This window comes from Sphingomonas sp. PP-CE-3A-406 (assembly GCF_003688625.1).
GTDB lineage: Bacteria > Pseudomonadota > Alphaproteobacteria > Sphingomonadales > Sphingomonadaceae > Sphingomonas.
Window position 1 is genome coordinate 370,191 of record NZ_RCWY01000002.1, and the last position, 25,154, is coordinate 395,344.

At 67.5% G+C, this 25,154-nt stretch carries 25 protein-coding genes and 1 tRNA gene; 16 read left to right on the forward strand and 10 right to left on the reverse strand.

All coding sequences use genetic code 11. The features are described 5' to 3' along the window. Nucleotides 1-99 precede the first annotated feature (99 nt). The 3 genes from C8J44_RS08175 to C8J44_RS08185 are packed head-to-tail and all read left to right on the forward strand — an operon-like array spanning nt 100 to nt 4,398. A complete protein-coding gene (locus C8J44_RS08175) occupies nt 100-786 on the forward strand; it encodes an ABC transporter ATP-binding protein (RefSeq protein ID WP_121904125.1) in 687 nt (228 codons plus the stop codon). Next, nucleotides 776-3,328, forward strand: coding sequence for an FtsX-like permease family protein (locus C8J44_RS08180; RefSeq protein WP_259466776.1), 2,553 nt, complete (start codon nt 776-778; stop codon nt 3,326-3,328). The genes C8J44_RS08175 and C8J44_RS08180 overlap by 11 nt, the downstream gene beginning before the upstream one ends. Beyond that, on the forward strand, nt 3,328-4,398 hold the full coding sequence (locus C8J44_RS08185; RefSeq protein ID WP_121904127.1) for a lipocalin-like domain-containing protein: 1,071 nt from the start codon (nt 3,328-3,330) through the stop codon (nt 4,396-4,398). The genes C8J44_RS08180 and C8J44_RS08185 overlap by 1 nt, the downstream gene beginning before the upstream one ends. Nucleotides 4,399-4,409: 11 nt before the next feature. Here the strand turns inward: C8J44_RS08185 and C8J44_RS08190 are convergent, their stop codons facing one another. The 4 genes from C8J44_RS08190 to C8J44_RS08205 form a co-directional block, all read right to left on the reverse strand. Further along, the gene (locus tag C8J44_RS08190) at nt 4,410-4,979 is read right to left on the reverse strand and encodes a septal ring lytic transglycosylase RlpA family protein (RefSeq protein ID WP_259466777.1); all 570 of its coding nucleotides are present in this window, start codon (nt 4,977-4,979) and stop codon (nt 4,410-4,412) included. Between the two features lie 5 nt (nt 4,980-4,984). Beyond that, entirely contained in the window at nt 4,985-5,656 is a 672-nt protein-coding gene (locus tag C8J44_RS08195; RefSeq protein WP_121904129.1) for a cell wall hydrolase, read from the reverse strand. An 86-nt stretch (nt 5,657-5,742) separates the two neighbouring features. Continuing rightward, nucleotides 5,743-5,827: transfer RNA gene (locus tag C8J44_RS08200), tRNA-Leu, on the reverse strand. Nucleotides 5,828-5,893: 66 nt separating this feature from the next. Next, nucleotides 5,894-7,402, reverse strand: coding sequence for a YifB family Mg chelatase-like AAA ATPase (locus C8J44_RS08205; RefSeq protein ID WP_121904130.1), 1,509 nt, complete (start codon nt 7,400-7,402; stop codon nt 5,894-5,896). Between the two features lie 124 nt (nt 7,403-7,526). Between C8J44_RS08205 and C8J44_RS08210 the strand changes: the two genes are divergently transcribed. The 10 genes from C8J44_RS08210 (at nt 7,527) to dapE (ending at nt 15,787) form a co-directional block, all read left to right on the forward strand. Further along, nucleotides 7,527-7,829: a hypothetical protein gene (locus C8J44_RS08210; RefSeq protein ID WP_259466778.1), complete on the forward strand. Its 303-nt coding sequence runs from the start codon at nt 7,527-7,529 to the stop codon at nt 7,827-7,829. Nucleotides 7,830-7,916: 87 nt separating this feature from the next. After that, complete coding sequence (gene rpmH, locus C8J44_RS08215) at nt 7,917-8,051, forward strand: 50S ribosomal protein L34 (RefSeq protein ID WP_031393806.1); 135 nt, start codon at nt 7,917-7,919, stop codon at nt 8,049-8,051. A 56-nt stretch (nt 8,052-8,107) separates the two neighbouring features. Beyond that, entirely contained in the window at nt 8,108-8,446 is a 339-nt protein-coding gene (rnpA, locus tag C8J44_RS08220; protein ID WP_404969191.1) for a ribonuclease P protein component, read from the forward strand. Between the two features lie 202 nt (nt 8,447-8,648). Next, nucleotides 8,649-8,906, forward strand: coding sequence for a membrane protein insertion efficiency factor YidD (gene yidD, locus C8J44_RS08225; protein WP_121904132.1), 258 nt, complete (start codon nt 8,649-8,651; stop codon nt 8,904-8,906). Continuing rightward, nucleotides 8,903-10,609 carry a membrane protein insertase YidC gene (gene yidC, locus C8J44_RS08230; protein ID WP_121904133.1) on the forward strand — a complete coding sequence of 569 codons (1,707 nt, stop codon included), beginning with the start codon at nt 8,903-8,905 and terminating at the stop codon, nt 10,607-10,609. The genes yidD and yidC overlap by 4 nt, the downstream gene beginning before the upstream one ends. A gap of 71 nt (nt 10,610-10,680) precedes the next feature. Further along, a complete protein-coding gene (gene yihA / locus C8J44_RS08235; RefSeq protein WP_121904646.1) occupies nt 10,681-11,298 on the forward strand; it encodes a ribosome biogenesis GTP-binding protein YihA/YsxC in 618 nt (205 codons plus the stop codon). Between the two features lie 85 nt (nt 11,299-11,383). Further along, nucleotides 11,384-12,817: a S41 family peptidase gene (locus C8J44_RS08240; RefSeq protein ID WP_259466779.1), complete on the forward strand. Its 1,434-nt coding sequence runs from the start codon at nt 11,384-11,386 to the stop codon at nt 12,815-12,817. 153 nt (nt 12,818-12,970) lie between these two features. Next, nucleotides 12,971-13,984, forward strand: a complete 1,014-nt coding sequence (locus C8J44_RS08245) for a phosphatase PAP2 family protein (RefSeq protein ID WP_121904135.1) — start codon at nt 12,971-12,973, stop codon at nt 13,982-13,984. A 10-nt stretch (nt 13,985-13,994) separates the two neighbouring features. Further along, nucleotides 13,995-14,666, forward strand: coding sequence for a glutathione S-transferase (locus C8J44_RS08250; protein WP_121904136.1), 672 nt, complete (start codon nt 13,995-13,997; stop codon nt 14,664-14,666). Further along, nucleotides 14,663-15,787, forward strand: coding sequence for a succinyl-diaminopimelate desuccinylase (gene dapE, locus C8J44_RS08255; protein WP_121904137.1), 1,125 nt, complete (start codon nt 14,663-14,665; stop codon nt 15,785-15,787). Before C8J44_RS08250 ends, dapE begins: the two co-directional genes overlap by 4 nt. 51 nt (nt 15,788-15,838) lie before the next feature. On the opposite strand, the gene C8J44_RS08260 is transcribed toward dapE, so the two are convergent. From C8J44_RS08260 to C8J44_RS08270, 3 genes are read right to left on the reverse strand one after another with little or no spacing between them, the layout of a single operon-like run. Beyond that, nucleotides 15,839-16,426, reverse strand: coding sequence for a Smr/MutS family protein (locus C8J44_RS08260; protein ID WP_259466780.1), 588 nt, complete (start codon nt 16,424-16,426; stop codon nt 15,839-15,841). Nucleotides 16,427-16,451: 25 nt separating this feature from the next. After that, nucleotides 16,452-17,813 carry a murein transglycosylase A gene (locus C8J44_RS08265; RefSeq protein ID WP_121904138.1) on the reverse strand — a complete coding sequence of 454 codons (1,362 nt, stop codon included), beginning with the start codon at nt 17,811-17,813 and terminating at the stop codon, nt 16,452-16,454. Next, a complete protein-coding gene (locus C8J44_RS08270; RefSeq protein WP_133030444.1) occupies nt 17,813-18,457 on the reverse strand; it encodes a Tim44/TimA family putative adaptor protein in 645 nt (214 codons plus the stop codon). The genes C8J44_RS08265 and C8J44_RS08270 overlap by 1 nt, the downstream gene beginning before the upstream one ends. A 174-nt stretch (nt 18,458-18,631) precedes the next feature. Here C8J44_RS08270 and secB point away from each other — a divergent pair, with 174 nt between their 5' ends. Genes secB through trpS form a run of 3 tightly spaced genes read left to right on the forward strand, consistent with a single transcriptional unit; the run spans nt 18,632 to nt 21,752 of the window. Next, on the forward strand, nt 18,632-19,144 hold the full coding sequence (gene secB, locus C8J44_RS08275; protein WP_056051217.1) for a protein-export chaperone SecB: 513 nt from the start codon (nt 18,632-18,634) through the stop codon (nt 19,142-19,144). A gap of 25 nt (nt 19,145-19,169) precedes the next feature. Beyond that, complete coding sequence (gene murJ, locus C8J44_RS08280; RefSeq protein WP_060526750.1) at nt 19,170-20,735, forward strand: murein biosynthesis integral membrane protein MurJ; 1,566 nt, start codon at nt 19,170-19,172, stop codon at nt 20,733-20,735. Nucleotides 20,736-20,744: 9 nt separating this feature from the next. Further along, nucleotides 20,745-21,752 (forward strand): tryptophan--tRNA ligase, encoded by a 1,008-nt coding sequence (gene trpS, locus C8J44_RS08285; protein ID WP_121904139.1) that lies wholly within the window; start codon nt 20,745-20,747, stop codon nt 21,750-21,752. A 245-nt stretch (nt 21,753-21,997) separates the two neighbouring features. Here trpS and dnaA read toward each other — a convergent pair whose 3' ends face one another. The 3 genes from dnaA to mutM form a co-directional block, all read right to left on the reverse strand. Continuing rightward, a complete protein-coding gene (gene dnaA, locus C8J44_RS08290) occupies nt 21,998-23,491 on the reverse strand; it encodes a chromosomal replication initiator protein DnaA (protein ID WP_121904140.1) in 1,494 nt (497 codons plus the stop codon). Between the two features lie 449 nt (nt 23,492-23,940). After that, nucleotides 23,941-24,204, reverse strand: coding sequence for a 30S ribosomal protein S20 (rpsT, locus tag C8J44_RS08295; protein WP_031394736.1), 264 nt, complete (start codon nt 24,202-24,204; stop codon nt 23,941-23,943). 107 nt (nt 24,205-24,311) lie between these two features. Continuing rightward, entirely contained in the window at nt 24,312-25,127 is an 816-nt protein-coding gene (mutM, locus tag C8J44_RS08300; protein ID WP_121904141.1) for a bifunctional DNA-formamidopyrimidine glycosylase/DNA-(apurinic or apyrimidinic site) lyase, read from the reverse strand. Nucleotides 25,128-25,154: the final 27 nt, after the last annotated feature.

The following is a 25,154-nucleotide window of genomic DNA, read 5'->3' on the forward strand; positions in this document are numbered from 1 at the left end:
GGCATGAAATACCGGGGCGGTAACATCGATGAACAGGATCCAGCGATATCCGCGAAATCGGACTTGCCCGACCCGCCCTCCTCCTGCACGGCTTGGGTCATGAGCGAACCCGCGCCCCTGCTGTCGGTCAAGGCGCTCGGCAAATCGGTGCCGGGGCCGCGGCGGCTGTTCGAGCATCTCGACCTCGAGGTCGCGGGCGGCGAGTTGGTTGCGATCATCGGCGAATCCGGGGTCGGCAAGTCGACCTTGCTCAACATCCTCGCCGGACTCGACGACGCCGACGAGGGCAGCGTCGCGATCGACGGCGTGGTGCTCGGTCCGCTCGACGAAACCGCGCGGACGCGGTTGCGGCGCGAGCGGATCGGCTTCGTGTTCCAGGCCTTCCACATCCTGCCCTATGTGACGTTGCAGCAGAACGTCGCGCTGCCACTCGCGTTGATTGCGCCCGATGCCGGTGCGGCAAAGGCGCGCGCGGAAGCGATGCTCGACGCGGTCGGGCTTGACGGCCGCGGCGATGGCTATGCGCGCGATCTGTCGGGCGGCGAATTGCAGCGCGTCGCGATCGCCCGAGCGCTCGTCCATCGCCCTGCGTTGATCCTCGCCGACGAGCCGACCGGCAATCTCGACCCCGAGACGGCGGCGCGCGTGCTCGCGCTGTTCGCCGACGCGGTGCGCGGCAACGGCGCGGCGGGGATCATGGTGACGCATTCGGCAGCGACCGCGGCGATCGCAGACCGCGTGCTGACGCTCGGACGCGACGGGCTGGTGGAGCATCGTGGCGCTTAAGCCAGGCGAACGGGGTGAACCAGGCCTTCGCTCGAGCCGCCTCGCGCTCGGCTGGCTGATCGGCGGCGAGTGGCGGTTCCACCCTGCCCGCTTCCTGCTGACCGCGGTCGCGATTCTGGTCGGTGTGGCGCTCGGCTTCGCGGTGCATCTGGTCAACGGATCGGCGCTGGCGGCGTTCGATGGGGCGATGCGCGGCGTCAGCGGCGCGGCCGAGCTATCGGTCCGCGCGACCAGCCCACTCGGCATCGACGAACACCTCTATCCGCGCGTGGCACGCGCCGACGGCGTCGCCGATGCGAGCCCGGTCGTCACGCTGGATGCCCGGATCAGCAAGACCCGGCTGACGCTGCTCGGGGTCGACGTGATCCGCGCGGCGATGGTGACGCCGTCGCTGATCGGCGTGCGTCCGCCGGGTCCGGGACAGGACGAGTCCAACGACACCCCGTTCGACGAGGACTCGGTGTTCCTGTCGCGGGCCGCGCTCACGCAGGCCCGGACCGCGGTCGGGCAACGCATCGTTGTGACCGCGAACGGCCGGTCGGTGCCGCTGCGCATCGCCGGCACGCTGCCCGCGTCCGATGCCGCAACCGCGGTCGCCGTGATCGACATCGCCGCCGCGCAGTGGCGGTTCGGGCGCCTCGGCCGGGTCGACCGGATCGACCTGGCGCTGGCGGATCGGCCCGCCGCGGAGTCGGCGTTGCGCGCGATCCTGCCCGCCGATGCGGTCCTCTCCAGCGCGCAGACGCAGAACGCGCAGGGCGACTCGCTGTCGCGCGCGTACCGGGTCAATCTCGACATGCTGGCGCTCGTGGCGCTCCTGACCGGCGGCTTCCTCGTCTATTCCGCACAGTCGCTGTCGGTAGTCCGTCGCCAGCGCGCGTTCGCGTTGCTGCGGACGCTCGGCATGCCGCGCGGCGGGATCGTCGCGGCGGTGGTCGTCGAAGGGCTGGCAATCGGTCTGGTCGGCGCATCGGCAGGGCTCGCCGCTGGCTATGGCCTCGCCTGGGCGGCGCTGCACTGGGTCGGTGGCGATCTCGGCGCGGGCTATTTCGGCGGCGGCGCGGCGCACGTCGTGTTCCAGCCGGGAGCGGCGCTCGGCTTCTTCGCACTCGGGCTACTCGCCGCTGTTCTGGGTAGCGCGCTCCCAGCACGTGCCGCCGCCCGCGCCGCGCCCGCCGCCGCGTTGAAGAATGCCGGCGACGTTCTCGACCCGCGCCGTGCCGTGCCGTGGCGGCCCGCCGCCGCGCTGTTGCTGGGCGGCGGCGGCGTGGCGATGCTCCCAGCGATCGACGGCCTGCCGCTGTTCGGTTTCGCCGGGATGGCGGCGATGCTCGCGGGCGGCGTCGCCGGCGTGCCGTGGTTCGCGCGCACGCTGCTCACCCCGCTGGCGAAGCGCACGCACGGCAGCGTGCCCGGGATGCTGGCGATCCGCCATCTGCACGGTGCGCCTGGCGAGGCGGCGACCGCGCTGTGCGGGATCGTCGCGTCGACCGCGCTGATGATCGCGATGGCGACGATGGTGACCAGCTTTCGCGGCGCGGTCGACGAATGGCTCGGGCAGGTGCTGGGTGCCGATCTGTATCTGCGCACGGCCGCGGGCGCGAGTTTCGATCCGGCGATACGGACGCGTCTCGCCACCACGCCCGGCGTCGCACGGCTCGCCTTCAGCCGCCAGATCCCGCTGACCATCGCCCCCGATCGCCCGCCGATCAGCCTGATCGCGCGGCCCGAACGCGGCGGTCGCGATCCGCTGCTGGTCCTGATCGCGAAGGGATCGGCCTTGCCCCCCAACGCGCTACCCGTCTGGGTCTCAGAACCCGCGCAACGGCTGTACGGCTGGGATCCGGACGAGACGATCACGCTGCCCATCGCAGGGCGGACGCGGTTCGTGGTCGCAGGCGTCTGGCGGGATTACGGGCGGCAGGCGGGCGCGGTCCTGATCGACGAAGGCGATTACCAGCGGCTCACCGGCGACGATGGCCGCGACGAGATATCGGCAATGGTCAGGCCCGGCGAGGATATCGGCAAGGTCGCCGATGCGATGACCGCGCGCTTGCCCGCAAGCCTGCGCGATCAGGTCGAGGTCGGTCGCCCGGCGACGCTCAGGAAACTCGCGCTGACGCTCTTCGACCGGAGTTTCGCGGTGACCTATCTGCTCGAAGCCGTCGCGATTCTGGTCGGGCTTGCCGGCGTCGCGGCGACGATGTCGGCACAGACGATCGCGCGTGAACGCGAGTTCGGGATGCTGCGGCATCTGGGGCTGACGCGGCGCCAGTTGACCGCGATGCTGGCGATCGAAGGCGCGATCGTCGGGCTGACGGGTGCGCTCGCCGGGATCGGGCTCGGGCTGATCCTGTCGCAGGTTCTGATCCACGTCATCAATCCCCAGTCGTTCAACTGGACGATGACGACGCGAATTCCCTACGAGACGCTGCTCGGGGTCGCCGCGGCGTTGACCGGGGCGGCCGCGATCACCGCCGTGCTCGCAGGACGCCGCGCGACCGCGAACAGCGCGGTGCAATCGGTACGGGAGGATTGGTGATGCGCCGCACGCTGCCGTTGTTGGTCGGCTTGATCGCGACTGTCGGTGTCGCCGCGCCGCCTGCGACGCCCTACCCCGTCGTCCGGCCCGGCATCGTCCTGCGTTTCCCGGCCGATCACGGCGCGCATCCGCAGTTTCGCACCGAATGGTGGTACGTCACCGGTTGGCTGAAGACCGATGCGGGCGAGAATCTCGGCTTTCAGGTCACCTTCTTCCGCACGCGGCCGCCGGGCAACGCGCGCAATCCGAGCCGGTTCGCGCCGAACCAGGTGCTGTTCGCGCACGCCGCGCTGTCCGATCCCGCGACCGGCCGGCTGCTGCACGGCGAGCGCGCCGCGCGCGCCGGCTTCGGTCTGGCGCAGGCGCGCACCGGCGATGCCGACGTCGCGATCCGCGACTGGCAGATGCTGCGCGCGAAGGACGGGCATTGGACGACGCGCGTGACCGCCGACGGTTTCGGTCTGGCGCTCGATCTCCAGCCGACGCAGCCGCCGCTGCCGCAGGGTCGCGGCGGCTATAGCCAGAAAGGGCCGCGCCCCGAGGAAGCGAGCTATTACTACTCGATCCCGCATCTGCGGGTGACCGGGCAGGTGATGCGCGGCGGACGGGCAGTCGCGGTGCGCGGCGAGGCGTGGCTCGATCGCGAATGGTCGTCGAACTATCTCGCCCCGACCGCGCAAGGGTGGGACTGGACCGGGCTCAACTTCGACGACGGCTCGGCACTGATGGCGTTCCGGATCCGCCGCAAGGGGGGCGGTATCCTGTGGACGGGCGGGTCGCTGCGCCGCGCCGATGGCACGACGACGGTGTTCGGGCCCAACGACGTCGCGTTCCGCCCGCTCGCGACATGGCGGAGCAAGGCGACCGGCGCGACCTATCCGGTGGCGCAGGAGCTTAGCGTGCGTGTCGCCGATCGGATCCAGCGCTGGCGCCTGACGCCGATGTTCGCCGCACAGGAACTCGACGCGCGCCGCAGCGGATTGCCGGTCTATTGGGAGGGTGCGGTGCGCACGCGTGGCGGCCGGGGGTATCTCGAACTCACCGGCTACGATCGCGCGCTGGCGATGTAGCCCCGCGCGCCTTAGAAGCCCGCCGCGGAAAGCTGCGACCGGAAGCTCAAGCGATCATGCTCGGAAATCGGCGGCAATTCCCGTGCCGCCTTCCCCTTGCGCAACCGCGCGCGATCCTTCTCGGACGGTTCGACGCGGCGCACCCGCACCGCAGCCAGACCGCTGGCGCGCACGCCAAGCAGTTCGGCGGCGCCGCGCGACAGATCGAGGATCCGCGCATGACCGGCAAACGGTCCGCGATCGTTGATCCGGACGATGATCCGCCGCCCGGTATCGAGCGCGGTGACCTCGACATAGGTCGGCAGCGGCAGCGTGGTATGCGCTGCGGTCGGCCACTCGGCACGGAAACGTTCGCCATTGGCGGTCCGGTTACCCGATTCGCTGCCGTACCAGCTCGCATAGCCCAGCACGTCGTAGCTCGGGTCCGCCGCCGGGACATAGGTCGTGCCGCGCACCCGATACGGCCCGCCGAGCTTGACCTGCGCGTCGCTGACCGGGCGGTACGATCCGCCCGCGCACCCCGTCATGAGGAACACGGCGAGGCAGGCGACCCTCGCCAGCGGTGTCGAAAATCTGTGCATGCAGGTCATCGCCGTTGATAGAAGATATGGGACTCGACGGTCGCCACCTTGACGAGCGAGCTGCGCCAATACGGCACCATCCAGTCGGTATGATAGTGCGTCGCGCGGCCGACCGGCGCATAGACATAGCCGCTCAGCGCACGACGCGCGGCGCGACGCGCCTGCTCCCAGCCGTCATGTTCGGGCCGCCGCGTGCGCGACCCGTCGCAGCTGAACGAGAACTGGCACCCGGTCGTCCGGTTCGCGCCCTGATAGACGACGCCGCACACCGTCTTGGGAAATCCCGCCGCGCCGACGCGATTGAGCACGACCTGGATGACCGCGCGCTGCGCGTCGCGGTCGTCGCCGGCCTCGTACAGCGCGACGGTCGCGAGGCATTCGGTCGCCTGGAGCCGCGCGGCAGGACCGCCGCGGAAGCGGAATGGCGTCGCCGCCCGGCGCTTGGCGGTCGCGATCGGGACGAGCGCATTCGAGGCCCGCGCCTGCGCCATCGTCAGCCGCGGTTTTCGGTTGCCCGTGGTGGTTTCGGTCGGCCAGGGCACATCGGTCAGCCATCCGATGACGACCGCGAACGCAACGACCGCGCCGAGCAGGAGGAGCCAATGCTCGGACGATGGCCTCAGCCCGGATCGCTTGCGCCGTCGCGACGAGACATATCGGACCGGTCGCTTCGCCATCCCGCGTCCTTACCGGCGAAATTTTCGCAAGGGAACGACCGGTGTGACGCCCGCCCAAGGGTCGAAGCGTGATCGTCAGAAAGAAATGGTGCCCCTGGCCGGAATCGAACCAGCATGCCTTGCGGCAACCGATTTTGAGTCGGTCGCGTCTACCAATTTCGCCACAGGGGCAGCGGCGGGTTGGCTAGACGAAGCTTTCGTCCGCCGCAAGCTGTCTTGACGAGGAATTGTGGCCGTTCAGTTTCTCGGCGGTTGGCGGCGGTAGCTGAGCGCCTCGGCGATGTGGATGCGGCCGACGGTCTCGCTGCCGGCGAGATCGGCGATGGTGCGGCCGACACGGAGGATGCGCGTGTAGCCCCGCGCGGTCAGCCGCATCGCTTCGGCGGCTTGGGCGAGAAGCTTGCGGCCGGCTTCGTCGGGCGTGGCAACGGCGTCGAGCAATGCGCCGTCAGCCTCCGCATTCGTGCGAACCGGGTGGTCTCGATACCGGTCTGCCTGGATCGCACGGGCGGCGGCGACGCGAGCGGCGACTTCGGCCGAACCTTCGGTCGGCGGCGGGAGGATCAGGTCGGCGGCGCTGACCGCCTGGACGTCGATGTGCAGATCAATTCGGTCGAGTAGCGGACCGGAGACCTTCGCCTGATAATCCGCGGCGCATTTCGGGGCGCGCGCGCAGGCCAGGCTCGCATCGCCGAGGTGGCCGCATCGGCACGGGTTCATCGCTGCGATCAATTGCACGCGAGCAGGGAACGTTACGTGCGCGTTGGCCCGCGCGACGCTGACCGTGCCGGTCTCCAGCGGTTGGCGGAGCGAATCGAGCACGGCGCGCTGGAACTCGGGGAGTTCGTCGAGGAACAGCACGCCAAGATGCGCGAGGCTGACCTCGCCCGGCTTCACCTTCAGGCCGCCGCCGGTAAGTGCCGCCATCGATGCGGAATGGTGCGGCGCGCGGAACGGCCGCGTGCGGGTCAGGCGGCCGCCGGAAAGCGTGCCAGCTACGGATTGCACCATCGAGACTTCGAGCGCCTCGGCGGGGTCGAGCGGTGGCAGGATACCGGGCAAACACGACGCCATCAGCGACTTGCCGGAACCGGGCGGGCCTACCATCAGCAAATTATGCGATCCGGCCGCAGCGATCTCCAGCGCGCGCTTGGCGGTCTCCTGCCCCTTCACCTGCCGCAGGTCCGGACCGCGATCGGACTGTTCCGCAATGCCGGGCTTGGGTGGGCTGAGCAGGCCGTGGCCCTTGAAGTGGTTGAGCAACGAAAGCAGATCAGGCGCGGCGATGACCTCGATCTCGCCTGCCCATGCCGCTTCAGATCCTTGCGCCGCCGGACAGACGAGCCCCTTCCCCACTTCCGATGCATGCAGCGCCGCCAGCAGAACACCCGGCGATGCGGTGATCCGCGCATCGAGGCCAAGCTCGCCGACGATCACATAATCCGCCAGCGCTTCGGCATCGACCACGCCCATCGCCGCGAGCAACGCCAGCGCGATAGGAAGATCGAAATGCGATCCTTCTTTCGGCAGATCGGCGGGCGACAGGTTCACCGCGATGCGTTTCGGCGGTAGCGACAGGCCCATCCCGGCGATCGCACCCCGCACGCGTTCGCGACTTTCGCCGACCGCCTTGTCGGCTAAGCCCACGACGTTGAACGCAGGAAGTCCTGGAATCAGTTGGACTTGCACCTCGACCGCGCGCGCTTCGAGCCCGAGATACGCCACCGTCGCTACGATCGCCGCCATGCCCGCTCCCCCGCGACACGACGTCACGCCTTATTCATACCCGATTTGCCATGTCTGCAAGGACGGGTCGCACCGATCGCCCCACCGTCTTGCCATCCTAATACACCGGACCCACATGCCTTCCGTGAAAGCAGTCCGCTCCCCCGTTCTCCGCTTCGGCCAGTTGCTGCTCGGGATACTGCTGATCCTGAGTGCGCCGATTCTCGCGCCGCTGCCGGGGCCGGCGGGGATTTTCCTGTTCGCCGGCGGAATGGTGCTGGTGTTGCGCAATTCGCGCTGGGCGCGGCTGAAATGGGCGCGGCTGAAGCGGCGCTGGCCTAGGACCGGGCATTTCGTCGATCGGATGATGCGGCGGCAGAGCGCGATGCGCCGGCACGAGCGGGCGAAGGCGGCTAAAAGCTCGGCTGCCAAGGCCGGTGTGAATTGACTTGTCGCGTCCCTTTCCGTAAGCGCCCAGCCATCAAGGCCGTCCCCGTGGCGGCCGTTTTCTATTTGATGACCTAGGGAATGACCAATGAAGCGGACCTTTCAGCCGAGCAACCTGGTACGCGCACGCCGTCACGGCTTCCGCGCACGGATGGCGACGGTCGGCGGCCGGGCAGTGATCCACGCACGCCGCGCACGCGGTCGCAAGAAGCTGTCGGCCTAACAATTCTAGATAAGCGCCGCGATTTTCTCGCGGCGAATGCGGGGAAGCGCGCACCGATGCCGGGATTCGTCCTGCTCATGCGCCCCCGCGACGATGGTGACGAGACGATGCGAATCGGCTTCACCGTCACCAAGAAGATCGGCAACGCCGTCGTCCGGAACCGCATGAAACGGCGGTTGCGGGCGTTGGCGCGTGAGCTGTTGGCGGAGCGCGGCGTTGCTGGGGCTGATCACGTGCTGATCGGGCGCAACGGCGGCGTCGAGCGGGATTACGCTTTGTTGCGGACCGAGCTCGGCAAGGCTTTCCGCAAGGTTACGCCTCAACCAGATAATGCCACACCGACGCAAACCCCCACCCCGGCGAAGGCCGGGGCCCAAATGGGAAAGCGGCCGTGATTACGGGCCGCGCCTCGTTATTGATGTCGCCCAATTGGGCCCCGGCCTTCGCCGGGGTGGTAACAGGTTTGGGATTGTCCGCTGACGAGCGTTGTTCGCTGCGCCTCGCCCGCTCCTTGTTCTCCCGCGAAGGCGGGAGCCCAGACTGGGTCCCCGCCTTCGCGGGAGAACAATGTGAGGGCAATCTGGCGGCGTTGACATCATGCTAGCCCGCCTCCTCATCCTCATCGCCCGCGCATGGCAACTCGGCCCTTCGCTCGTCCTGCCGTCGAGTTGCCGCTACGATCCTTCGTGTTCCGCCTATGCAATCGAGGCTGTTGGGCGCTATGGCGCGCTCAAGGGGGGCTGGTTGGCGGCGAAGCGTATCGCGCGTTGCCATCCGTGGGGCGGGTACGGACCTGACCCGGTCCCTGACCCAGTCGCCGATAACGACAAGAAACTGAAAGACGCCGCCCTGTGAAAGACGACAAGCAGAATTTCGTGCTGTTCGCGGTGATCGCGGCGCTGATCCTGTTCGGATGGCCGATGATCCAGGGCAAGTTCTTCCCGACCGCGAATCCGCCGGTCACGAAGATCGAAGCCGGCAAGACCAAGGCCGTCGCCAATCCCGCCGCCGATCCGGCCGCGGACGGTGCCGCCGCAGTCCGCGATCGCGCCGCCGTGATCGCCGAGACGCCGCGTATCCGTATCGAGACGCCCCGCGTGTCGGGCTCGATCAACCTGAAGGGCGCGCGGATCGATGATCTCGTGCTCAAGGGCTATGACGAGACGGTCGCGAAGAACTCGCCGCCGATCCGCCTGCTTTCGCCGGCCGGCGCACCCGACGCGTATTTTGCGAGCTTCGGCTGGCGTGCGCAGGGCCTGACCCCGCCCGCCGCCGACGCTGTCTGGACGCCCTCGGGCGCGACCACGCTGACGCCGACCACACCGGTCACGCTCGACGCGACCAACGCGACCGGGCAGCGCTTCCGCATCCAGATCGCTGTCGACCAGGATTACATGTTCACGGTCCGCCAGACCGTCCTCAACGCCGGCACCGCGCCCGTCCCCGTCGCGCCCTACGGCCTCGTCAACCGCGTCGGCATCTCGAAGGATCCGTCGTCGATGACGATCCATGTCGGGCCGATGTCGGTCGACAATGGCGGCGCGCATTACCGCCCGAACTACAAGGACATCGACGCCGCCACGCAGAAGTTCACGACGACCGGCGGCTGGCTTGGCTTCACCGACAAATACTGGCTGACCGCGATCATCCCCGATCAGGCGCAGTCGTTCGACGGCCAGTTCCGCGCCGGCGCCAACAAGGCGTACCAGGCCGATTACGCGCTCCAGCCCAAGCAGCTCGCACCCGGCCAGGCGATCACGCAGACCTCGCGCTTCTTCGCGGGCGCCAAGGAAGTCCGGCTGCTCGATCGCTACACCGACAAGGAAGGCGTCGCGAAGCTCGACTACGCGATCGACTGGGGCTGGTTCCGGATCGTCGAGAAGCCGATCTTCTATTACTTGGACCTGTTGTTCCGCACGATCGGCAACTTCGGCGTCGCGATCATCCTGCTGACCGTGACGATCCGCGGCCTATTGTTCCCGATCGCGCAGCGCCAGTTCAAGTCGATGGCGGCGATGCGCGCCGTCCAGCCCAAGGCCAAGGCGCTCCAGGAAAAGCACAAGGACGACAAGGTCCGCCTGCAGCAGGAGACGATGGCGCTGTACAAGGCCGAGGGCGTCAATCCGCTCGCCGGTTGCGCCCCGACGTTGCTCCAGATCCCGATCATGTACGCGCTGTACAAGGTGCTGATGCTGACGATCGAAATGCGCCATCAGCATTTCGTGCTGTGGATCAAGGATCTGTCCGCGCCCGATCCGCTGACGCCGCTCAACCTGTTCGGCCTGCTCGCCTTCACCCCGCCGCACATGATCGCGATCGGTGTCGTGCCGATCATCCTCGGCATCAGCATGTACTTCCAGTTCAAGCTGAACCCGACGCCGATGGACGACACGCAGAAGCAGGTCTTCGCGCTGCTGCCATGGGTGCTGATGTTCGTGATGGCGCCGTTCGCGGTCGGCCTCCAGGTCTACTGGATCACCTCGAACTGCCTGACGATCATCCAGCAGAAGCTGCTCTACGCCCGCCATCCGGGCCTGAAAGTGCCGGTGACCAAGTGAACGACGTACCGAACCCCGGCGCGGACCTAGGCCCCGACCTGGAGCCGACCGACGCACCGTTCACGCCCGAGATGCTCGAGCATGCGCGCAAATTGTTCGCGGGGCATGTCGGCTTCCTGAAGTCGGCGCCGACGCTCGAGTTCCTGCCCGACGCGTCGGTGCCGGAAGTGGCGTTCGCGGGTCGCTCGAACGTCGGCAAGTCGTCGCTGTTGAACGCGCTCACCGGGCGCAATTCGATGGCGCGCACGTCCAACACGCCGGGCCGCACGCAGGAGCTGAACTTCTTCGACGTCGGCGCGCCGCTCGCGTTCCGGCTGGTCGACATGCCCGGCTACGGGTTCGCCAAGGCGCCCAAGGACGTCGTCAAGAAATGGCGCTTCCTGATCAACGACTTCCTGCGCGGGCGTGACGTCCTCAAGCGCGCACTCGTGCTGATCGACTCGCGCCACGGCATCAAGAACGTCGACCGCGAGATCCTCGAGATGCTCGACAAGGCCGCGGTCAGCTACCGCATGGTGCTGACCAAGGCGGACAAGATCAAGGCGTCCGAACTCGTCGACGTCACCGAACGCACCGCAATCGAGGCGCGCAAGCGTCCGGCCGCGCATCCCGACATCCTCGTGACGTCGAGCGAATACGGCATGGGTATCGCCGAACTCCGCGCCGCGGTGGTCGAAGCGGTCAGCTAAAAGAACGATTGCGGATCGATCGCCTGATTCCGCCTGACACCGTTCGTCAAACTCCGTAACGCCCCGTCAAAGGGGAGAATGCGGGATGCGTATGCGTGCAGGGGCGATGCTGGCGATGGCGGCTATGCTGTCGGGCTGCGGGGGTAGCGATAGCGGCTCGGTCTCGACGGGGGGCAGTACAGCCGCGACGCCGACGCCAACCGCGACTGCGGGCTGCTCGTTACGGGAGCGCCAGGACTGGGCCGCCGCACAATTGCGCGAATGGTATCTCTTCCCGGACACGTTGCCCGCAACCCTGAGCCCCGCGGCGTACAGCACGGTCGACGATTACATCGATGCGTTGACCGCCACCGCGCGGGCGCAGCGCAAGGATCGGTATTTCACGTATCTGACGTCGATCAAGGAAGAGACCGCCTATTATACGTCGGGATCGAGTGCGGGGTTCGGCATCCGGTTCGCGCTCGACCAGACCGGCCAGCGGCTGTTCGCGACCGAATCGTTCGAGGGGGCGCCCGCACTTGCGGCTGGAATCGATCGCGGCACGGAGATCCTGGCGATCGGCACGACGGCAGCTAATCTCCGTACGGTCAGCGCGATCATTGCCGCCGAAGGCACCGCAGGACTGACCACGGCCCTGGGTCCCGACACCACCGGCACGGCGCGCGTGTTCCGCGTGTCCGATGCTGCGGGAGCCCGGAACGTGACGGTTGCCAAGGCCGACTTCACCTTGCTGCCGGTGTCGACGCGGTACGGCGCGAAGATCATCGACGATAACGGGCAGCGCGTCGGCTACATCAACCTCCGCACCTTCATCTCGACCGCCGAACCCGCGCTGAAGGCTGCGTTCGCCGATTTCCGCGCCAAGGGCGTGACCAACGTCATCGTCGATCTGCGCTACAATGGCGGTGGGCTGGTCGGGACCGCCGAGTATCTCGGCGACCTGCTCGGCGGCGGCCGATCGACGTCGGAAGTGTTCGACTACACGACGTTCCGCACCGAGAAGGCGTCGAACAACACCACCCGCTTTTTCGCGCCCCAGCCCGAATCGATTGCGCCGACGCGGATCGCGTTCATCGGCAGCGGGGGGACGGCGTCGGCGAGCGAACTCGTGATCAACGCGTTCACGCCCTATCTCCACGCCAATGCCGCGCTGATCGGCACCAACACCTATGGCAAGCCGGTCGGCCAGATCGCGCTCGACAAACCGGCCTGCGACGATCGTCTCCGCGTGATCGCGTTCGCGACGCAGAACGCGGCGCGCAACGGCAATTATTTCGACGGTCTGGCGTCGACCGTCGAGGCGACCTGCCGTGCGGACGACGACATCGGCTATCCGCTCGGCGATTCGCGGGAAGCCTCCACGCGTCGCGCGCTCGACTTCCTCGCAGGACGCACATGCTCGGCGATCACCAGCGATGTCAGCGCGCAATCGGCACGGACCACCGCGAGCACGCGGAAGGACCTGCTGATCCCCACCGCCCCGACCACCGCGCAACGGATGGTGCCCGGCTCGTTCTAACAAGGGGGCGCATACCGGGGCCGTCGCCTGCATAGCAACAGGCGACGTCCCGCCGGTGAGCCGGGGTCCGCTCGATCCCGTTCAGCCAAGCGAAAGCTGATCCGGCCGACGGGGGTCGCTTGTTCTTCCCGATGTGATACGCGTTCGCCGACCATGAGTGACGTTTCCATTACAGCCACCCGGCCGCGCGCCGCCGAGTACCGCACGACCGTGCCAGCGAACGCCAGCCTGCCCGACTACGGATGGTGGATCGGCGGCGGCATGATCCTCAGCCTGGCGCTGTTGACGGTGATGATGCGCATCGCCGGTCTCTCGATCGATCCGTACGACGCGGACAACATGCCGTTCTACGTCAGCGGCATTGGCCTGTTTGGCGTGCGCTTCGGCCTCCGCGACCGGCCCTGGCGCCATGCCCGCGCGATCGCCGACTGTGCAGAATATTACGGTGTCTTCACGCTGCTGGCGTTGATGGGCGCGGTCGCGAGCTATCCGGTCGCGGCGATGACCCACGGTTTCCACGACGCCGCGCTGCAGCGGATCGACGCGCTGCTGCAGTTCGACTGGCTCGCCTGGTATCGGCTCGTCGCGGCGACGCCGATCCTGCAATCGCTCGGTCTGGCCGCGTATCGCAGCATCTACCTGACACCCGTCATCCTGTTCGCGACCTTCGCCTTCACCGGCGACCGCGTGGCCGCGCACCGTTTCCTCGCGACGTTCTGGCTGACCGCGATCGGCACGCTGATCCTCTACGCGTTCATGCCGGCGATCGGTCCGTTCTCGTATCTGTGGCACGGCCCGATCGCCTACATGCCCGAGAGCGAGCAGTGGCAGCAGGGACTGATCCCGGCGCTGCGCGATCACAGCGTGCGCGTGGTCGATCTCGGGCACCTGCGCGGCATCGTTTCGGCGCCGAGCTTCCACGCCGCCGCCGCGACGCTCTACATCAACGCCGCATGGCGGTTGCCGAGGCTGCGCTGGCCGGTCGTCGCGATCAACGCCGCGATGCTGCTGTCGACGCCGGTCGAAGGCACGCATTATCTGATCGATATCATTCTCGGCACGGTCGTGGCGCTGGCCGCCATCGTTGTGCTCCACCGGATCATGCCGCCTGAACGCGCTGGCGTCGTGCCCACGCCCGACGTTGCCCCCGCCCGCCGACGCGGCTAGCACCGCTGCCATGAAACTGATCATCGGCAACAAGGCCTATTCGTCCTGGTCGCTTCGCGGCTGGCTCGCCTGCAAACAATCCGGGCTGCTCTTCGAAGAGGTGGTCGTGCCGATGTACGACGCCGATTGGGAAAAGCGCCGCTCGGGCGACGAGTTCGCGCCGTCGTCGGGCAAGGTGCCGATCCTGTGGGACGGTGACGCGGTGGTCTGGGACAGCCTGGCGATCGTCGACTATCTCGCCGACAAGGTCGGGCGCGACCACTTCTGGCCCGAGGACGACGCCGCACGCGCGATGGCGCGGTCGATGGCCGCCGAGATGCATTCGAGCTTTGCCGCGCTGCGTCGCAAGCACAGCATGAACGTCCGCCAGGTGTTCCCCGCGCAGCAACCCGACGACGACGTGCTGGTCGAATTGCAGCGGGTCATGGAATTATGGGCGCAGGCGCGCGCACGCTTCGGTGGCGGCGGCGATTTCCTGTTCGGCCAGTTCGGCGCGGCGGACATCATGTTCGCGCCGCTCGTGACCCGCATCGTCACCTATCAGCTGCCGATCGCACGCTTTGCAACGGGCTATATGCAGGCGATGTTCGAACACCCGTTCATGCAGGACTGGATCGCGGCCGCGCAGGAAGAGGAATGGGTCCTCGAGCAATTCGAGCAGTCGGTCCCGACGCCTGCATGAACGGGGCTATCGACCCGGTCGCGCTGACACAGGCGCTGCTCCGCGCGGATAGCGTCACGCCCGCGCGCGGCACCGTCTTCGATGTGCTGGAAGCCGCGCTCGTCCCGCTCGGTTTCGCGGTCGATCGCTTCATGAGCGGCGAGGCGCCCGACGGTCCGGTCGAGAATTTGCTCGCGGTGCGCGGCGACGGCCCTCGCCATCTGGCCTTCGCCGGTCATGTCGACGTCGTCCCGCCCGGCGAAGGCTGGACCGGGTCGCCCTGGTCCGGCGAGGTTCGCGGTGGACTGTTGTACGGACGCGGCGCGGTCGACATGAAGGGCGCGGTCGCCGCCTTCGTCGCGGCCGCAAGCCGGACCGCGGCCGGCACGCTGTCGCTGATCATCACCGGCGACGAGGAGGGCCCCGCCACTTACGGCACCGTGGCATTGATGGAGCGGATGGCGGCGCGGGGGATCGTGCCGGACCTGTGCCTGGTCGGCGAACCGACCTCGACCGCGCGCCTCGGCGACATGGTCAAGATCGGGCGGCGCGGTTCGGTCAACATCTGGATCGACGTGCCGGGGCGCCAGGGTCACGTCGCCTACCCGTATCTCGCCGACAATCCGATCCCGCGGCTGATCGCGATCCTCGCGGAGATCGAAGCCATTGTGCTCGACGAGGGGACCGACTGGTTCCAGCCGTCGAACATCGAAGTCACCGACATCACCGTCGGCAACCCCGCGCACAACGTCATTCCCGCCAAGGCATCCGCGCGACTGAGCATCCGGTTCAACGACCGCCACCGCGGGGCGGACCTGATCGACCGTATCCGCGCGATCGCCGAGCGTCACGCGCCCGGCGTCGTGGTGACGGGCAAGGTGTCGGGCGAAGCGTTTCTGACCGCGCCGGGGGCGTTCTCGACGCTGTTGTCGGAGGCCATTGCGGGCGCAACCGGGATCACCCCGGAACTGTCGACCACCGGCGGCACCTCCGATGCGCGCTTCCTCTCGAAGCTCTGCCCGGTAGTCGAGTTCGGGCTGATCAACGCGACGATGCACAAGGTCGACGAGGCGGTCGCGGTCGAGGATTTGCGGACGCTGACGGATATCTATGCGGACGTGATCGCGCGCGCGCTGGCCTAAGTCGGCTATTCTCGTTCGATCCTTCCGGCCAGGGAGGATCAATGCACTCGCTTACTCCCGGCCGCGGCGCAGGACGATATACAGCGCGCCCTGCCCGCCGTGCCGCGGATGCGCGCCGCGGACCGCCGCGATCGAATCCGCGTGGCGGGAACCTGCCAGCCAGTCGGCGACCGCGGACCGGATAGCACCTCTGGCGTGCGGGCGTTCGCTTTCGGGTCGGGGCGGCTTTCCCGTGACCAGCAGCAACACGCGGTCGCCACGTGCGATCGCCCGGCCCAGCCCGACGTCGAGGAGCGCATGCGCGGACGCTAGCGTGTGCCCATGCAGATCGATCGAACTGTCGGGACTCACCACACCTCGCGTGAGCCGCTTGTCCCAGCCGCCATCGAGCGTGTTGGCGGTGATCGGTTTGGCCGCCGGCCGCGCGACGACAGGCTTGGCCCCCGCACCGCCCCCCGCCCTTGCCGCGTACGGCGTCACGACGGTGCGAACGAGCGGCTTCACGCGCCCCATCGGCGCAGGCGGTGCGGGCACGATCTTGCCGTTGGGACCGATGATCGGCTTGGGCGGGGGCGGCAAAGGCGGCGCGCGCTCGGGAATCCGCACGGCGACCACGCGCATCGGTCGCACAGTCTGCATTACCCTCGCCCAAAGCTGGGCTTCGTCAGGGTTGAGTGGTCGGCCCGCCATATCGCGCCCCATTACCCTGAGCGTTCAGCCGCGCGACCGTCCCGATCGGCAGCAGCAGATACGCGGTGCCACGTCCGGCCATGCCGCCAGCGGTCGCTTCGGCCGCCGCGCCTGCACCCCAGAAGGTGTCGAAACGATTGCTGCCCTTGATCGCGCCGCCGGTATCCTGCGCGATCCACAGGCCGCTCGCGTCCTGACGATCGAGCGACAGGAACACGGGCGCGCCGAGCGGCACGAACTTGACGTCGGCGGCGGCGCTAACCTGACCCGTGACGGGCAAGCCGAGTGCCCCCAGCGGTGCCCCTTCCAGTTCGCGGAAGAACACGAAGCTCTTGTTCTCGCGCATGATCGCCTGCCCGTCGGCGGGGTGCGCGTGCAGCCACGCGACGATGCCCTGCATCGAGGTCTGCCCCGGCTGGAGCAGCCCGCGCGACTTCATCAGCGCACCGATGCCGGTATAATCGCGGCCGTTCTGTGTCGCATAGCCGATCCGCAGGATTTCGCCGTCGGGCAGCCGCAACCGCCCGGACCCCTGAATCTGGAGGAAGAACAGTTCGACAGGATCGCGCGCCCAGGCGAGAATCGGCGCACGCCCCGAAATCGCGCCCTGCTCGATCGCGGTCCGGTCGAAATAGGGCACGAGGTTGCTGCCATCGACGCGACCGCGAACCTTCTTGCCCTTGAGCGCGGTCGAGAACGCGCCGAGATCGACGTCGATCAGGTCGTTCGGGCGACCATAGATCGGCGCATAACCATCGCGGCGCTCCAGCGACCCGGCGATCTCGGGTTCGTAATAGCCCGTCGCGAACGCCTTGCCGTCACCGATCTGCGCCGCCTCGAACCATTGCGCGAAGAACGCCCGCGCATCGCGACGATCGGTCGACGCCGCCGCGGCGCACGCCGGTTGCCAATCCGTACCGCGCGTCAGACCCGAGGAATCGTTTCGGCGCATCAGCGATGGGCAGCTCGTCACGAACGCGGCAAGTGCCGCCTGCGCCTGGCTGTCGTCGATCGGCAGCGTGGCGACGGCCGGTCCCGGCACCACGCCGGCCGCAGCGGCATTCAAGGGCTCGATCGCAGGCACGACCGGCGCCGCCAGCATAGGCACCGCACCGACGATCCGCGCCGGCATCTGGATCCCGCGGATATTTGGCGAAGCCCCGGTATCGCGCGAGGGATGGACGCGGACCGGTTCGCTCGGTCGCTCCGCTGGCCGCCCAGTCGGACGGTCGATCGGCCCCGGCCCGGATCGGGGCGGTTCGACGCCGCCGACGCACGCGCTCAACAGCAGCGCCAGTCCCAGGCCCGCGAGCCCGCCCCCCCTGAGATCGCGCATCAGGCTTCGTCGGTGTCCGCGAGCTTCCAGTTCGGATCGCTGCTCTTCAGCGTCCGCGCGAACGTCCAGACGTCATGCGTCTCGACGGCGTCGGTCAGCGAGCCGGCGAGGACGACGCCCTCCGCGTCCCGCGTGACCGCCGCGATGTCCGCATCGAAGCGTACCGTGATCTGGGCGTCGCGCCCGGAAACGCTCGCATCGGCGATCACCGCGCGCTCGATCGACACCAGCCGGTTGTCGAGCACTTCGCCTGCCTCGCGACGCGCGGCGATCGCCTCGACGAACGCGGCGCGGACGTCGTCGATCGCGAGATCGGCCAACGCATCCTCGTCGCCCTTCCAGAACGCCTCGAGGATCATGCGGTACGCGGCCTGCGACCCTTCGAGGAAGCGGCCGACGTCGAAGCCCGGCTCGCCTGCGACGATCGCGCGCAGCCCGGCTTCCGCCTGCGGCTCGATATTGCGGTTGGCGACGTCGCGCGGCTCGGCGACGGCATCGATCGTCCGCGGCACCGACACGGGCACCGGACGCTCTTCGGCCGCACGCGGCAACGGCTGTTCATGCCCGGTTCGCTTACCAAGCACGCTGTAAAGACGCATGGCGAGGAACCCGGCCACCATCGCGAGAAGAACTACGTAAAACAACGGTGCCTCCGATCTTGCGTCCAACATAGGCCAAAGCTGTGGTTATTCAAACCCGCGCCCGTTGAAACACCCCCCCGGCACTGCTAATCGCACCGGCTCGACCGATGGGAACGCGCCAGCGATCCGGTTCGGTCCCGATTTTACGGCCTAGCCATAGCTTCAAGGACATGACGAATGGATGACCAGGATAACGGCGTGACGACGCCCGACCAGATGCTGGCGAACGGCGAGGACACGATCCCCGCCGCCGGGCTGATCTCGCAATACGTCAAGGACCTGTCGTTCGAGAACCCGAACGCGCCCGCCGTCTACCAGAACCAGACCCCGCCGGCGATCGACGTGCAGTTCAACATCGGCGCCGCGCAGGTCGGCGACGAGGTGCACGAGGTCGTGCTGAAGATCGACGTCCGCGCCGAGAGCGAAGGCCAGGTCGCGTTCATCGTCGACCTTTCCTATGCCGGCCTGTTCGGGCTGCGCAACATCCCGGCCGAGCACGTCCAGCCGTTCCTGCTGGGCGAGGCGCCGCGCCTGCTGTTCCCGTTCGCGCGCCGCGTGCTGTCGGATGCGGTGCGTGACGGTGGCTTCCCGCCGCTGCTGCTCGAGCCGATCGATTTCGGCCAGCTGTACCTGACGCAGTCGGAGCAGCAGGGCGTCCAGCCGAACGTCGGCGATTTCGGCCAGGCCTGATCGACCGGAGGCGGAGCACTATTCGATGAACCTTACCAAGGCGCTGGGATCGGTCGGCGGGCTGACGCTCGCCAGCCGGATCCTGGGGCTGGTACGCGACTCGCTGTTCGCGCGGTTCGTCGGCGCGGGGTTCGCGTCGGACGCGTATTTGATCGCGTTCCGCCTTCCCAACATGTTCCGCGCGCTGTTCGCCGAGGGCGCATTCTCCGCCGCGTTCATCCCGATGTTCAACCGGAAGGTCGGCGACAAGTCCGGCCGCGGCCTGCCCGACGGGATCGCGTTCGCCGAGGATGCGCTGTCGGTGCTGCTGCCGACGCTGATCCTGATGACCGTGCTCTTCGAGATCGCGGCATGGCCGCTGACGTGGCTGCTCACCTTCGGCTTCAACGGCGCGAGCGCCGAGCGGTTCGACTATGTCGTGCATCTGTCGCGGATCATGCTCCCCTATCTGCCGCTGATCAGCCTCGTGTCGCTGCTCGGTGGCATCCTCAATTCGCTGCACAAATTCTGGATCAACGCGGCCGCGCCGATCCTGCTGAACGCGACGCTGATCGCCGCACTGCTGCTGTTCCACGAACACCAGCCGCTGCTGACCGCCCGCAACCAGGCGATCGCGGTCACCGTCTCGGGCGCGCTGCAGCTGCTCTGGCTGATCTACGCGTGCCGCGCGTCCGGGGTGAAACTCCGGCTGAAGCGTCCGCAGCTCAACCCCGACGTGAAGAAGCTCATGTCGCTGATCTGGCCCGCCGCCGCCGGGGCAGGCGCGGTACAGATCAACCTCGTCGTGTCGACCGCGCTCGCCGCCGCGCTGCTGCCCGCGGGCTCGGTCTCGTACATCTATTTCGCCGATCGCCTGAACCAGCTGCCGCTGGGCCTGATCGGGATCGGGCTCGGGACCGTCCTGCTGCCGACCATCTCGCGCCAGCTCGGCCGCGGCGAGGACGCCGAGGCGATGACCACGCAGAACCGCGGCATGGAACTGGCGCTGTTCCTGACGCTGCCCGCGACGGTCGCGCTGATCGTGTGCGGCGGGCCGATCATCGCCGCGCTCTTCCAGCACGGCAAGTTCACCGCCGCGCAGACGCTGCCGACCGCGCAGGCGCTTGCCGCCTTCTCGATCGGCCTGCCCTCGTACATCCTCGTGAAGGTGCTGACGCCGGGCTATTACGCGCGCTCCGACACCAAGACGCCGGTGCGTTATGCGACGATGTCGATGGTCGTGAACCTCGTGCTCAACCTCGCCTTCATCAAACCGCTCGGCCACATGGGCCCGCCGCTCGCCACCGCGATCGCCAGCACGGTCAACGTCGCCATGCTGTACCGGACTCTGGTCCGTCGCGGGCACTTCACGCCCGACGCGCGGCTGCGCCGGCGGACGTGGCGGCTGCTGGTCGCCGCGCTGATCATGGGCGTCGTGATGTATTTCCTCAACGACCTGTTCCAGCCGTTCGTGACGGGCATCAGCATCCAGCGCTGGGGGGCGATGCTCGTGCTGGTGACGACCGGTGGCGTCGTCTATGCGATCGCGACCCTGCTCACCGGCGCGTTCCGGCTGGGCGACATCTCCACGCTTCTGCGTCGTTCCAAGTAAGGTTTCTCCATGCGCGTCGTTTCCGGCATCAAGCCCACCGGTAATCTCCATCTCGGCAATTACCTGGGGGCGGTGAAGCAGTGGGTGACGCTGCAGGACGATGTCGCAGCGCAGGGCGGCGAGTCGATGTTCTTCATCGCCGATCTCCACGCGCCGACCGAATGGATCGCGCCGGCAGAGCTCTCGTCGCACACGATCGAGGTCGCGGCGACGATGATCGCGGCGGGGATCGATCCGGCGAAGTCGATCCTGTTCAACCAGGCGCGCGTCCCCGCGCACAGCGAGATGGCGTGGCTGCTCAACACGGTCGCCCGCGTCGGCTGGCTCAACCGGATGACGCAGTTCAAGGACAAGGCGGGCAAGAACCGCGAGGGCGCGAGCGTCGGGCTGTACGACTACCCGGTGCTGATGGCGGCCGACGTGCTGCTCTACAACGCGACGCACGTGCCGGTCGGCGAGGACCAGAAGCAGCATCTCGAACTCGCGCGCGACATCGCCACCAAGTTCAACGGCGATTACGGCGTCGACCTGTTCACGCTCCCCGCCCCCCTGATCAGCAAGGCCGCGCCGCGGATCATGTCGTTGCGCGATGCGTCGGCGAAGATGTCGAAGTCGAACCCGTCCGAGCAGTCGGTGGTCAAGCTGATCGACAGCGACGACACGATTGCGGACAAGTTCCGCAAGGCGAAGACCGATCCGGATAATTTGCCGGCGACGGTCGACGAACTGGGCGACCGGGCCGAGGCGCGCAACCTGCTGACGATCTACGCGGCGTTGGCGGATAGCGACGTGGCGACGGTACTCGGCGAGTTCGGTGGCAAGGGCTTCGGCGCGTTCAAGCCTGCGCTGGCGGATCTCGCGGTGGCGAAACTGGGTCCGATCCGTGACGAGATGGTGCGGCTACTCGACGATCGCGGCGCGGTGACGGCAATGTTGCAGGCGGGCGCGGAGAAGGCGCGCGCGCTGGCCGCACCGGTGCTCAAGCAGACGCAGGACGCGATGGGATTGCAGGTCTAAGGACCGCTCCCCCCGTCCCGTCATCCTGACGAAAGTCAGGATCCAGAGCCATAAAGGGCAGCGCCCGTAACTCTGGATCCTGACTTTCGTCAGGATGACGGCGATTTTTGGTGTGCCGGGGACGTTTTTGGTGTGGCGGGCCACGCGGCTACAGGCCGCGATATCGCGCGCGCTAGCGTGTTCCCCCGCGAAGGCGGGGGTCCAGTCTGGGCTCCCGCCTCCGCGGGAGAACACGGAGGGAAAGCCTAGCCTTCCAGCTCACGCATCAGCACGCGCACCGCAGCGTCGATATCCCGGTCCGAATCACGCAGTTCCTCGATCTTCCGCACCGCATGAATCACCGTCGAGTGATCGCGCCCGCCGAACTTCCGCCCAATCTCCGGCAACGACCGCGTCGTCAGCCGCTTAGCCAGGTACATCGCGATCTGCCGCGGCCGCGCCACAGCCCGAGCTCGCCGCGCCGAAATCAGGTCGAGCGGCTTCAGTTCGAAATGCGCCGACACAAGCTTCTGGATCTCGTCGATCGTCACGCGCTTCTGCGCGCCACGGAGAACCTCGCCCAACGTCGCCACCGCGAAGTCGAGGTCGATCGTGTCCCCGGTCAGCTGCGCATACGCCACCACCCGGTTCAGCGCGCCCTCCAGCTCGCGGATGTTCGCGTGGATGCGTGCCGCGAGGAGGTCGAGCACGTCGGTCGGCACGCGCATGTCAGGCAGGTCGACCAGTTTCCGGTCGAGGATCGTCCGGCGCAGCGTCAGGTCGGGCGCCTTGATGTCCGCAACGAGACCGACCGACATCCGGCTGACGATCCGCGCCTCGACACCTTCGAGCGCCTGCGGGCAGCGATCGGCGGAGATCACCAGCCGCTTGCCCGCCGCCATGATCTCGTTGACCGTGTGGAAGAATTCTTCCTGCGTCGCATCCTTGCCGGCGATGAACTGGAGATCATCGATCAGCAGCAGGTCGGCACCGCGCAGCCGCTGTTTGAACGCATGCGTATCGCGCGCGCGCATCGACGCGACGAAGTCGTACATGAACCGCTCGGCGGACATGCACAGCACGATCGCGTTCGGGTTATGCTCGAGGAACGCGTGACCGATCGCGTGCATGAGGTGGGTCTTGCCCTGCCCCGTGCCGCTGTGGAGGAACAGCGGGCTGAACCGGACCGGGCCCGGCTCGGCGAGCACCTTGGCCGCGTTGAACGCGACCTTGTTCGACGGATCGACGACGAATCGCACGAACGTATAGCGCGGGTCGAGCGGCGGCCGCTCGGCCGGCACGCCGACCGGCGCGGAGGCCACGACCGGCGCCGGCGCAGGCTTCAGCGAAGGATCGACGCCGAACTTCATCGAAACCTGCGCAGGCTCGGCGACGGGCTTGGGAGCCGCCTTGGCCTCGACCGGCACCGGATCGGCGACGGGCTTGGCTGGAATGGCATCGGCGACCGGCTCGATCGCGAGCACGACGGGCGCGCGACCCGGCGCCCGGGTCTCGATCTGGACGGTGCGAACGTGGGGCAGGATCTGCTTGAATTCGAGCACGAGTCGGTCGGCATAATGATTGCGGACCCAATTCGTCATGAATGCCGACGGCAGCGCGAGGCGGATCGTGTCGCGATCGTCACCCGGAACGAGTTCGATCGGTTTCAGCCACTGCTCGAACAGGCGTGCCCCCGCCGACTCGCGCAAGGATGCACGCACGCGGGCCCAGGCCTTCTCGGCCTCGGTCGCGTGCGTCATTGATCCTTGCCACTTCGTCACGCGCACGCTTCTCCGACCCCGCGAGATTGCTCGCGCGGGTGATATAGTCCCGACAGAAAATGGTCCCCCGACGACCCCAAGGGTCATCCGGCATCTTCGCCCTGTGTGTTTGATGCAGCGGTGGAAACCACCGTCGCTGTGAGCCCCGTTATGAAGCGATCGGCGATCCGGGCAAGACCCCGACGCGTCACATTTTCGAAATAAAGCGGGTTGACTTGATCAAGCCGCGGAAATGCGTCGATATTTTTATAAGTGGCTGTGTTTACGTATTTTTTGCGAATTCAATCATTCCATGACTTGACTTTGGACCACTCGAATCGCGGGGAATCCGTGGGTTACGCACCGCCGCACTTGGTTCCCTTCGCAGACGCAAAAAACCCGCCGGGAATGTCCCGACGGGTGATCCGCTTTCGACAGTGATCGGTCGCTTATGCGAGCCCGGTCACGGCCTTGGTCAGACGCGCGAACTTGCGGCTCGCGGTGTTCTTGTGCAGCACGCCCTTGGCGACGCCACGCTGCAGCTCAGGCTGTGCGGCCGCAAGTGCGGTGGTCGCTGCGCCCTTGTCGCCCGAAGCCAGTGCGGCCTCGACCTTCTTGATGAAGGTACGGATACGGCCGACGCGGTTGCCGTTCACTTCCGCGCGACGGTCGTTGCGACGGATACGCTTTTTCGCCTGCGGCGTGTTCGCCATGAAGCCCTCTGGATGTTCGAATGAATAAAAAGGGGCGCCGGATTGCTCCTACGCCCTCTCGAAGCCGCGGCCCTACCCACTTTGCTCCTGTGCGTCAACCGAAACGCTCAACCGCGCTGGCACTTTGCACACCAGAAGGTCGAGCGCCCGCCCTCAGTACGCCGTTTGACGACGGCACCGCATTCGCACGCCTCCCCTTCACGCCCATAGACGCGCCATTGCTTGGAGAAATAGCCGAGTTCGCCGTCCGGCCGGACGTAATCCCGGAGCGAAGACCCGCCCGCCAGGATCGCGGCGGTCAGCACCGTCCGAATCGCCTCGACGAGTCGCTCGAGTCGAAACAGCGATATCCGCCCCGCCGTTCGGCTCGGCGCGATCTTCGCCATGTGCAGCGCCTCGCACACATAGATATTGCCGAGCCCCGCGACGATTCGCTGATCGAGCAGCATCGCCTTGATCGACGCCCCCCGCCCCTCAAGCGCTTCCAGCAGATACGCCGCCGTCAGGTCGGGTCCGAGCGGCTCCGGCCCCATGCTGAGGAACGGCGGGTAGTTGGCGATGTCATCGCTCGCCCACAGATCGAGAAAGCCGAATCGCCGCGGATCGTTGAGCGCGACCGTCCGCCCCGCCTCGGTGCCGATCAGCAGATGATCATGCGCGAGCAGTTCGCTCGGATCGACTCGCCAGCGCCCCGACATGCCGAGATGGAAGACGAGCGTATCGCCGCGATCGGTATCGATCAGCCCGTATTTCGCGCGGCGGCTCAAGTGCGTCACGGTCGCCCCGGTCATTCGCTGGCGCAGGTCGACCGGGATCGCTTTGCGCAGGTCGGCGCGGCGCGGCTCGACCGAGGTCAGGCGCTGGCCCTTCAGCACGGGCTCCAGCCCGCGCACGGTGGTTTCGACTTCTGGTAATTCTGGCACGGTTTGCAGCTAGGTTGCGTTTGCTCG